General features: G+C 41.2%; 6 protein-coding genes. 1 reads left to right on the top strand and 5 read right to left on the bottom strand.

Features of this window, described 5'->3' with window-relative positions; all coding sequences use genetic code 11:
• Positions 1-144: 144 nt before the first annotated feature.
• From RM368_RS37085 to fraC, 3 genes are all read right to left on the bottom strand, one after another.
• A complete protein-coding gene (locus tag RM368_RS37085; protein WP_322698685.1) occupies positions 145-924 on the bottom strand; it encodes an ABC transporter permease in 780 nt (259 codons plus the stop codon).
• A 116-nt stretch (positions 925-1040) separates the two neighbouring features.
• The gene (gene fraD, locus RM368_RS37090; RefSeq protein ID WP_322698686.1) at positions 1041-2048 is read right to left on the bottom strand and encodes a septal junction protein FraD; all 1008 of its coding nucleotides are present in this window, start codon (positions 2046-2048) and stop codon (positions 1041-1043) included.
• A gap of 60 nt (positions 2049-2108) precedes the next feature.
• Positions 2109-2648 (bottom strand): filament integrity protein FraC, encoded by a 540-nt coding sequence (gene fraC, locus RM368_RS37095; RefSeq protein ID WP_322698687.1) that lies wholly within the window; start codon positions 2646-2648, stop codon positions 2109-2111.
• A 238-nt stretch (positions 2649-2886) separates the two neighbouring features.
• Between fraC and RM368_RS37100 the strand changes: the two genes are divergently transcribed.
• The gene (locus RM368_RS37100) at positions 2887-4023 is read left to right on the top strand and encodes a cob(I)yrinic acid a,c-diamide adenosyltransferase (RefSeq protein ID WP_069068662.1); all 1137 of its coding nucleotides are present in this window, start codon (positions 2887-2889) and stop codon (positions 4021-4023) included.
• Positions 4024-4079: 56 nt separating this feature from the next.
• Here the strand turns inward: RM368_RS37100 and RM368_RS37105 are convergent, their stop codons facing one another.
• Together RM368_RS37105 and RM368_RS37110 are read right to left on the bottom strand one after the other, a co-directional pair.
• On the bottom strand, positions 4080-5048 hold the full coding sequence (locus tag RM368_RS37105; RefSeq protein ID WP_322698688.1) for a PleD family two-component system response regulator: 969 nt from the start codon (positions 5046-5048) through the stop codon (positions 4080-4082).
• On the bottom strand, positions 5045-9283 hold the full coding sequence (locus RM368_RS37110) for a PAS domain S-box protein (protein ID WP_322698689.1): 4239 nt from the start codon (positions 9281-9283) through the stop codon (positions 5045-5047). Before RM368_RS37110 ends, RM368_RS37105 begins: the two co-directional genes overlap by 4 nt.
• Between the last annotated feature and the right edge of the window lie 348 nt (positions 9284-9631).

Raw genomic sequence — 9631 nt, forward strand, 5'->3', positions numbered from 1 at the left:
TAACTTATGGTCACGTTATGGTTTAAAATTTGGTCACGCAGGGGGTAAAATCACAAGCAGGGAAGATAAGGAGAAGTTATTGAAAATCTCTCCTTGTCTCCCCCTTCTTTCTTGTCTCCTTTGTCTCTTCTCCATGCCCAATGTCTAAAATTCACGTTGTGAAAAGATTAGAATAGCGATCGCTAACAACATGGCACTATAAAGTAAGCCATAACTAGCATTCATAATCAGTGCGGTGGTGTCAGGTAGTGCTTGCAGACCATATACGGCATCATTTTTCAAATCTAATCGAGATAAATCTGGTAAGAAAAGAAACAAAGCTTGAGTTAGACGTTCCATACCAGGGTTACGGCTTAGACGACCAAGTTGTACTAAATCTTGAGTAATATTTCCGATTAAATATACCGCAAAGGTTAAAACAGTCGCTAGCAGAGAAGCAGTAAAAACACCGAAGGTAATAGCCACGGCAGTAATTAATGACAACTGCAAAAATAAGAAAATTGCAGCAATGAGAATGCTTGCCGTAGGATGAGGAATATTACCAATTTGCAGAAATACCAGATAAATTGCGGTCATCGTGGCCACAAGTACAGCCAGAACTGCGGATAAACCCAAGTATTTGCCGACGATAATTTCGCTGCGACTAACGGGTTTAGCAATTAATACTAAAACAGTGCGTTTTTCAATTTCTTTATTAATTAGTCCCGTACCAATAAATATCGTAATAATTAACCCGATGGCATTCATCGCCGCCATCCCAAAGTCTAAAAACATTTTATCTTCAGCCGTAGCTGCAAATTCAGGAAGGACGCGGAAGGCAGTAGCGAGTACTAGCGCATAAAAACCAATAATATATAAGATGCGATCGCGTACCACTTCCTGAAACACATTCTTTGCCAATACAAAAATTCTGTTAATAGTCATTTGTCATTTGTCATTTGTCATTTGTCAGAAATTATTATTCTCCCCTCTGCCTCCCCTGCCTCCCCTGCCTCCCCTGCTCCCCTGCCCCCTGCTCCTCTGCTCCTCTGCCCCACTCCTCACTGCTGCGGAGGCGGTGAACCAGAAATTAATTTACTGGCGCGATCGCATTCGATTTCTGCAACTGTAATCTTATTCTCAGAATTAGTAGCTGTTGCAACTGGTTCAATGCGACAAGATTTTTTTAAGTAATAGCCCCGTGGGTTAGAACTCGGGCCTATCCAAATACTTAATAAATCTAATATATATCCAGACTTAGTATTAGCTACACGCGGTTCAACGCGCCATAGTTCCTTTTCTTCATATTTACTCAGGTTCTTTTTAATGATTTCCCTGCCCAGATTTCCTACCCGCTGTTTCGCATCTAGCAACCATTTTTCTACTTCTGACCAAGGTCTTTGGGCTATTTGCTCTACTACTATTGGTTGAAGTCTCTGGAGAATGATAACGCCGTTTTTGGGAATTTTTACTAATTCTTCTGTTCTAGGAACAAAGGTACTATGTTTAAAAGTATCTGCCTGCAAACTGGGATATTGTCGTAACCAATTATCCGTCACAAAGTGAAACTGAATCCAGCAACTTAGCAACATACTACTAGCAACTAAAATTATGATTCTTTGGCGATCTTGTGGTTTAGGAATGCGAGCTTTTGCATCGGTATCATTTCCTTCGATAAACTCTGGTATTGCCGTAATTAGTGCTGAAATTGTCGGCCAAAAAACGATTGTTCTGGGTGTAATTATATCTCGTTGATCTCCAAATGCAAAAACACTCACTAAGAATCCAGTGATTACTGCCCCGACTGGCATAAAAGTACCAGGAACCCTCAAAGGATCTTCGGTTGTATACCAAGCTGTGCCAGCAATTAAAAATAACCAACCGAAAAATGCAATTATATCTTTGATATAACCTGTGGCACAATATGAAAGTATCCAAGAAAAAATACTCAAATAAATAAATGTCTGCCAAGAATAAGCTTTGGGTGGAATTAATATTTTTCTAATTCCCGCATAAAGCCCTTCAACAAATTTAAAAGTCCCAAAGACATCTTTTAGTAGCGTATTCATATTCCTCCGTACACCTGATTAATCAATATTTTTCCTCTGAAATAAACAAGTAGTTTATTGCTATTTTGAACGAAATAATAAAATAATAGTTATTGCAGTATAGCTTAGAGAGTTTGCTATTAGTACAGTAGTAACTAAATTAGTATTTTGGAAATTAAGGGTGGTAAAACGACGCCGTTGCAAGCGCTGGGATGTTTTAGGTTCCTCTTCCTTGGTCGCAAATGATTCATTTAATGAGAATAATAAGACCCTTAAAATGAAAAATTTCATCAAAAACGTAGTAAAAAAAATTATACAAGCAGTTAAAATAATAAAAGGTTGTGTGTTCGCCGATTTAAAATTATTAAAAAACATATAGTTAATTAATTCTGATTTCACCTGTATTGGTAACATTGGTTCTGATACAAAAAATATGAACCAACCAATTACGCTAGAAAACAGATTGATAGAAATTGCATAAAAAGTACTGGTTTTTTTGTCAAATTTTAGTCGAGAATGCAAAACATAAGCTTCGATGGGGATAGCAATCAGTACAAATAAAAAGTCAAACAGAAATCCACCAATGGGAAAAACCCTGGGAAGCATCCAATTGTCAAGCATAAATGTTTAAGGGTAAGGGTTAACTGTAGTGAGTATAACTGGGATAGTAAGGGTGATGGGGGAAATTATCCCATTGTTCTTGTCCTTTACTATGCGAGTGTGCCAGTATTCCTCTATTGATATTGTTAATAGATCGAACTAACCCTTGTACAGAGGCGTTAGAGGGGCAGTTTCTCTACCTGAGAGTACAAGAGGTTAGGTAAGATTAAAGACTGCCATAGTTATAGCTTTTCCAGAGATGACAAGGAACGGTATTGGAATTCGGACGGCGCAAGTGCGTCAAGAACGGCTTATTGGTCAAATTCACGTCTACGATGGTCTGGGTAAAGGTAAATCTCAAGCGGCTTTAGGGGTGGTTTTGCGCTCCATTGGCTTGGGAATAAATACGCCTAGCAATTCTAATCGTGTTTTACTACTGCGATTTTTAAAAGGGCCAGAACGAGATTATGACGAAGATGGCGCGATCGCAGCTTTACAACGCGGGTTTCCCCATTTAATTGATCAGGTTCGCACCGGGAGAGCCGAATTTTTTGGCCCAGAAGAAATTACCACCTTTGACCGAGACGAGGCAATGCGGGGTTGGGATGTGGCTAAAGGTGCGATCGCTAGTGGTTTATATTCAGTTGTCGTCTTGGATGAAATTAACCCAGTTCTGGATTTGGGTTTGCTACCAGTGGATGAAGTCGTAAAGACATTAAAATCTAAACCCCAAGAGTTGGAAATCATCGCCACTGGACGCGCCGCACCCCAAAAATTGCTCGATATTGCAGATTTGCACTCAGAAATGAAACCTCATCATCACCCAACAGCCAAAGCCCTCTTTCTGGAAGGGATTGAAATTTATACTGGTGCTGGTAAAGGTAAATCTACTAGTGCTTTAGGCAAAGCTTTACAGGCAATTGGTAGGGGAATTAATCATCCAGGGTCTACCCGTGTATTGATTATGCAGTGGCTTAAAGGTGGTAGCGGCTACACAGAAGACGCTGCGATCGCCGCTTTGCAGCAGTCATATCCAGAAGTGGTGGATCATCAGCGTTGCGGTGGAGATGCGATCGTCTGGCGAAATTCCCGACAAGAATTAGATTATGTAGAAGCCGAACGAGGTTGGGAAATTGCAAAAGTTGCGATCGCCTCTGGATTGTATAAAACTATTATTCTCGATGAACTCAATCCCACTGTTGACTTAGAATTACTCCCCGTTGAACCCATTGTCCAAGCTTTACTCCGCAAACCCCGCGATACCGAAATTATTATCACTGGTCGCTGCCAAAATCCACCCGCGTACTTTGATTTGGCTAGCGTCCACTCAGAGGTTTATTGCCACAAACACTATGCTAATCAAGGTGTAGAACTTAAAAGAGGGGTAGATTTTTAAATGGGGAATGGGGCATTGGGCATTGGGCATTGGGCAGATAACTGAATGTTGACACATTAGCGTAAATTTCTACTTTCGGGTAGTAAAATATTTTGCACAAAGCGATCGCGTCCTGCTGCCTTTGCTTGATATAACGCCCGATCGGCTGCGGTAATCATTTCTTCTAAGTCAGAATCTGGCTGAGGAATTTCTGTTGTAAACCCAACACTAATAGTTACATGAGAACTAACTTGGGATTTTTGATGAGGAATTGCTAATGTTTGGACAGCACGACAAATTTGGTCGGCAACATGAGTTGCCCCTTTGGTGTCTGTGTTCGGTAAAATCACAGCAAATTCTTCCCCACCATAACGGGCAACTAAATCTCCGGGACGTTTAATAATATCTTTGATAGCTTGGGCAATTTTCTGAAGACAGCGATCGCCTACCCGATGACCATAGGTATCATTATATAATTTGAAAAAATCAACATCGCAAAGAATCAGAGAAAGCGGACGTTGCTCGCGTTTTAGACGCTGCCACTCTTGGGAAAAATACTCTTCAAACCGTCGGCGATTAGCTACTTGAGTTAATCCATCGATAGTAACTAATCGCTGCAATTCCAGATTCACGGCTTCCAGTTTTTGCTGTAACTGAGATTGCTGAATCAAGCGTTTTACCCGTTGTCGCAAAACTGGCCAGTGAATCGGTTTGGTAACAAAATCCATTGCTCCCACTGCAAATGCACGGTCAACTGACTCTTGATCTTCCAGTCCTGTAATCATTAAAACTGGAGTATGCTTGTTACAATCCAGAAGTTCCAACTGAGTGCAACACTCGAATCCATCCATATCCGGCATTATGGCATCAAGGAGTACTATATCAGGGTGCAATTGGTTAAAAAGATTTATTGCCTCTATGCCATTTTGAGCTTCCACTATTTGATAGCCTTCCCGCTCTAAGAAATGCCGCAGTATCATGCGAATAAAAGGTTCATCATCAACAATTAAAACTAAAGATTGGCTTTCTTGAGCAGTGGCTTTCATGGTGCTTCCTTCGCGAGTTCTTTTTCTAAGGCAGTTTTAACTTGTTCATATTCCTGATACAGTAGTGAAAGTAATTCTAAATTGTTTTCTAAGTTACTGCTGCGTGCCTGTACTTCTAACACCTTGCAAATGTGTGCCAAGACGATAGCTCCAATAGAAGCACTGCTGGACTTGAGTTTGTGTGCTGTCTTCCATATAGTTTGGATATCCTGACTTGCGATCGCTGTGCTGATATGTTGCACTAGTCTATCTGTCTCTGTAAGATAACACTCAATTAGTTCCGCAAATGCCACACGATCTCCTCTAAGCATAAGCTGCAAGGATTGGAGGATTTTGGCATCAATTTTGGTACTTTTTAATGTCTGGTTTTGCCATGACTCTAAGATATTTGACGAAGGTTGCAATTCTGGACGCATTACTTCCCCTTGTTGTTCGATGGAAGTGAATTTAAAATTTCTTTGGGGTGGACATTTGCTCAGTGCTTGAGCTAACTCTTGTAGTTGAATGGGTTTGCTAATGTAGTCATCCATACCAGCGGCAAGACAAAGTTGGCGATCGCCCTGCATGGCATTGGCAGTTATGGCGATGATATAAGGACGAAAACCTACCCCCCATTCTTGACAGATTCTCCGAGTTGCTTCTAAACCATCCATTTTGGGCATCTGAACATCCATCAACACTACGTCAAATCGCTGTTTTTGCAGAGCTGCGATCGCTTCTAGCCCATTGCTGACGACCTCTGCGCCATAACCTATTTTCTGTAGCATCAATAGAGCAACTTTCTGATTAACAATTGTGTCCTCTGCCAGAAGGATTCGCAGTGGCAGTCGATGACCTAAATGCCGATCTACCAAGGGAAAATGAGAAATACTGCCGATCCTCGGCTGATTTCCCAAAACACGAGTCATAACATCGTAGAGTTGAGAGTGTTTGATGGGTTTACTCAAAGCAGCAGCAAACTGGACATCATTAAGATCAGAAAAAGTTTCTACTTTCGCTAAAGAGGTCATAATTACCAAAGGCAGATTTTGACAACCAGATTGCTTGCGGATTTGACGAGCTAGAGTTATGCCATCCATTTCTGGCATCTGCATATCTAAAATAGCTATATCAAACTGTGTTCCCTGAGCAAGTTTAACTAAAGCTTCTTTTCCAGATTTGGCAGCATAAGTTTCCATCTTCCAAGACTCAGCTTGCAAGCTAAGAATTTGGCGATTGGTTAAATTATCATCCACAATCAATAGTCGCTTGGATGCAAGCAGGGTTGAAGTGCTTAATTCAGCTTGTTCTGATTGAGCAGCCACTTTGGTAATAATGGTGAAGTAAAATGTTGAACCTGGTGAAGAGTCAGGAAATGATAATAATTTTCTCTTATCCCATCTAGGGCTAGAATTACCACCAACAAACCCCTGGCTTTCTACCCAAAGAGTGCCGCCCATCATCTTACTGAGCCGCTTACTAATCGCCAATCCCAGCCCTGTGCCACCGTATCGTCGAGTCATGGAGACATCAGCCTGAGTGAAAGGTTGAAATAATCGCTCTATTTTCTCTGGTGCGATACCAATACCTGTATCTTTGATGGCAAATTGAATTTCGTAGAGAAGTTGCTCTTTTTCAACAGGTATCGGGGATTGGGCATAAGAGGCAGAGGGGCAGAGGGGCAGAAGTTCTAAAATGTTTGAATTTTGAATTTTGAATTTTGAATTTTGAATTGATTTCTCCCCCTGCTCCCCTGCTCCCCAGTCCCCAATCACCAGTTCAACAGAGAGTAATACTTCTCCGGTTTCGGTAAACTTGATCGCATTATTGAGAAGATTCATCAAGACTTGGCGCAGACGAGTCAAATCACCGACGATCTCAATGGGAACTTGGGGCTGGATCAGATAAACTAGTTCGATATCCTTTTGGGCAGCTTTCGGAGCTAAAAAGGAAATAGCCTCCTCCACACAAGCTCTCAAATTAAAAGGCTGTTCTTCTAATTCCAGTTTGCCCGATTCAATTTTGGAGAAATCTAGAATATCGTTAATGATGGTGAGTAAAGTATCTCCGCTACTGTGAACTATTTCTAGAAAGTCTTGCTGTTGAGGTGTAAGGTCAGTATCCAGCAGTAAACTTGTCATGGCAATAACAGCATTCATCGGAGTCCGAATTTCATGGCTCATCATGGCCAAAAACTCACTTTTTGCCCGATTTGCAGCTTCTGCTTGACGTTTTGCCTGCTCCAAGGCAAAGTTTTTCAAGGTAAGTTCTTCACGTTGGCGTGTTTCTTGTTCCAGTAAGTGAGCATGTGCTAGAGCAATACCCAGTTGAGCCGCCACAGCTTCTAGTAATTCGATTTCATCTTGTGTCCATTGACGAAAATAGCTGCACTGATGTAAACCGATCGCTCCATTGGGTTCTCCTTGATAGGAAGTGCGGATTGACAGCATAGACTTCAGCCCAATTTCTCGGCAGATAGGCTGAACCATTTGCAATAAAGGCTCAACGTAGACATTTGGAGAAGCGATCGCACTTTCTTGGGCGATCATCTGCTCGGCATGAGGATTGTTAGTCATGGGAACTTCCAATTTCAATACAGAGCAGTAACCAGGGAGTGTATTATATTCTGCTACTAGGGGAATTTGGGGTGTGGGGTTACTAATGTAAGAGTGGATCAAACAGCGATCGACTGCAAATGCTTGTCCAATTTGAGTAGCAGCCGTCTTAAAGATTTTGCTGGTGTCAAGACTTTGACGAATTTCTTGAGTAATTTGTTCGAGTAGTAGGGTGCGATGCAATTGCTGTTGCAGTGCCTCTTTAGCTCGTTTGTGTTCGGTAATGTCATGATTAATGCCGACAGTCGCAACAGTTTCCCCCTGTTCATTCTGTAGAGCAACTACGGTTGTTTCGCAAATTCCCTCACTACCATCTTTGCGAATAAAGTGTATTTCCCCTGACCAGCGTCCTTGCTGATTCACTGTTGACAAAATGTTGGCGCTTAATGTTGCGGCTACTTCCGGCTGATGCAAAATACTGGGATGTTTAGCTAAAACTTCAGCTTTGGTATAGCCAAACATACCTTCGGCAGCAGGATTCCAGTCAATAATACTTCCGGTTAAATCTGTGATAATTACGCCATCATGCATATTTTCAAAGGTGAGGGCTTGCCGACGTAGATTGGCTTCGGCTTGCCTGCGTAAGCAAAGCTCGTTGTAGACATCGCTAATATCTCTCTGGATGCCAATGAAGTGACTTAACTCACCCTTGTCGTCATGAATCGGAGAAATACTCAATTCATTCCAAAACAAACTACCATCTTTGCGATAGTTGCGAAGAACAACTTTGCAACTTCTTCCAGCTTGAATAGATGAGCGCAATTCATTAAGTGCTGGTTGCTGGGTATCTGTGCGTTGCAAAAATCGACAGTTTTGCCCAATTACATCAGTAGCACTGTAGCCTGTTATTTGCTCAAAGGCAGGATTAACGTAAATAATGGGATTGTAGGCGATTCTGGCATCGGCAATCATAATTCCATTACTGGTGGCAGCAAGTGCCCTCTCCCTCAACCTCAAGGTTTCTTCAACCAGCTTTAAATCAGTAATGTCAAACATAAATCCCCTCAACCCGATCGCAGTTCCGGCTTCCTCAACGACACTAACAATGTCTCGCAGCCAAACAACTCGCCCATCAGCAGCTAACATCCGATATTCCAATTCGTGATTTTCGCACCTAGCAGTTGCTTCTTGACAAAAACGAACAGAATTTTCCTTGTCATCTGGATGCAGATGATTAACCCAAAAATTTTCCTCGTACCACTCTGCGATCGGATAATTTAACAAGTCTACCGCTTGCGGCCCTACGTAAATAAATCGCCAAGTTTTCAAGTCTAATTCCCAAGGGATGACTTTGACTGTTTCCAGTAGCTGTCGCAAACGATTTTCACTGGCGATCGAGGCAATTTCTATCTGTTTCTGTTCAAAAATTCTGTGAGTTAACTCCTGATTAATTGCTGTTATTTGTTGGTTTCTTGCATTCATTGCCAAGGCAAAATAGATTGATAATGTCAACGTGACAACAACTAATAACCATGCAATTAATTCTAGTTGTGTTAATAAACCCGGATTTTGGATTAAAAGTCTCTGCCAGAGTAGGAATACAGAGATTGAGAAGAAAATCCCCAACAACAGGGCAAGTAATTCTTGCTGACGAAAAAATCTCACAGCTTTGAACCAGTTATATCGGTGCTGTTTTTCCACTTATTAACTCTCTAGAATTTTCAAGGCTGATTGCACTAACTTTTACTTTTAAATAATCTAAAATATCAGTAGCAAGGGGGAATTTACGGAATTTATTTTAGTTAAAATATGAATATGTTTATGTATTGCCCGTAAAACTTAATCATTTCTAATTATAATTACATTTATTTTGATACTAATTATTTATGAATACGCATAGTAAAAAATCCCACCACCTGCGGCACATCTCCTTAGTAAGGTTGGCAAAGGTCAAAACAATAGACCTCTTGGCATTTGTACCTTTTGCACTCTTGTAGCCCACATTCCGCAGGTGCGATCGCAAATGCTGTATTTTTAGAAATGACCTAA

It is taken from the genome of Nostoc sp. DedSLP03, from assembly GCF_034530815.1.
In the GTDB taxonomy this organism is placed as follows: domain Bacteria; phylum Cyanobacteriota; class Cyanobacteriia; order Cyanobacteriales; family Nostocaceae; genus Nostoc.

What these genes read in the sequence shown, in the direction of transcription:
- RM368_RS37085 (WP_322698685.1), bottom strand. Translation starts at nt 924, where the DNA reads ATGACTATTAACAGAATTTTTGTATTGGCAAAGAATGTGTTTCAGGAA.
- RM368_RS37105 (WP_322698688.1), bottom strand. Translation starts at nt 5,048, where the DNA reads ATGAAAGCCACTGCTCAAGAAAGCCAATCTTTAGTTTTAATTGTTGAT.
- fraD (WP_322698686.1), bottom strand. Translation starts at nt 2,048, where the DNA reads ATGAATACGCTACTAAAAGATGTCTTTGGGACTTTTAAATTTGTTGAA.
- RM368_RS37100 (WP_069068662.1), top strand. Translation starts at nt 2,887, where the DNA reads ATGACAAGGAACGGTATTGGAATTCGGACGGCGCAAGTGCGTCAAGAA.
- fraC (WP_322698687.1), bottom strand. Translation starts at nt 2,648, where the DNA reads ATGCTTGACAATTGGATGCTTCCCAGGGTTTTTCCCATTGGTGGATTT.